Consider the following 853-nt stretch of genomic DNA (forward strand, 5'->3'; position numbering starts at 1 on the left):
TGCGCGGCACGATCGAGGTCGCGCCCGACGCTCCGCGCGAGGCGGTCGAGGCGGCGGCACTGGCCGAGCCCGGGGTGGCCCGCTTCCTGGAAGGCCAGACGGTGCGCAAGGTGATCGTGGTGCCGGCCAAGATCGTGAACATCGTCGCGGCCGCCTGACTTAGACTGGTTGCATGATCCGCGCCTCCGTCCTCGTCCTGCTGGTCCTGCTCGCCGGTTGCGGCTTCCACCTGCGCGACGCGCTGCTGTTGCCGCCGGGCCTGGGGCAGGTGCGGGTGCAGGCGTCCGATCCCGATGGCCCGCTGGCGCAGCAGTTGCAGCAGGCGCTGCAGCGCGCCGGCGCTTCCCTCGCCGCGCCTGGCGACGAGGACGCCGCCACCTTGCGCATCATCAGCGAGCGCCTGGGCGACACCTCGATCAGCGTCGACCAGTTCGGTCGCTCGCAGGAGTTCACCCTGCGCTATGCGGTGATCTTCGACCTGCGCCGCGACGACGACACCGACCTGGTGCCGCAGCAGGCGATCGAGCTCAGCCGCGACTACGTGTCGGTGCCGACCAGCTCCGCCGGTACCGAAGGCGAGCGCGAGATCCTGGTGCGCGAGCTGCGCCGGGAGATGGTGTCGTCGATCCTGCGCCGCATCGACGCGGTCTCGCGCCTGTCGCAGCAGGCGCCCGCGGCCACGCCCTGACGGCGCCCGCGCCGCATGGACACCAACCCCGAACAGCTGGCCGCGCGCGTCGCAAGCGGCGACCTCGCGCCCGCCTACCTGATCGCGGGCGCCGAACCGCTGCGCGTGCTCGAGGCCGCCGATGCCGTGCGCGCCGCCGCACGCGCGCAGGGCATCGCCGAGCGC

General features: G+C 73.3%; 1 protein-coding gene and 1 pseudogene. Both read left to right on the plus strand.

All coding sequences use genetic code 11. The annotated features are described in order from the left end of the window. Positions 1–172 precede the first annotated feature (172 nt). On the plus strand, positions 173–688 hold the full coding sequence (gene lptE, locus QAA18_RS11940; RefSeq protein ID WP_279413209.1) for an LPS assembly lipoprotein LptE: 516 nt from the start codon (positions 173–175) through the stop codon (positions 686–688). A 15-nt stretch (positions 689–703) separates the two neighbouring features. After that, positions 704–853: pseudogene (locus QAA18_RS11945) on the plus strand (DNA polymerase III subunit delta); the annotation flags it as partial.

It is taken from the genome of Luteimonas sp. 8-5 (assembly GCF_029763755.1).
Taxonomy (GTDB): Bacteria; Pseudomonadota; Gammaproteobacteria; order Xanthomonadales; family Xanthomonadaceae; genus Cognatiluteimonas.

Coding starts and splice junctions, on each gene's coding strand:
- lptE (WP_279413209.1), top strand. CDS start 173: ATGATCCGCGCCTCCGTCCTCGTCCTGCTGGTCCTGCTCGCCGGTTGC.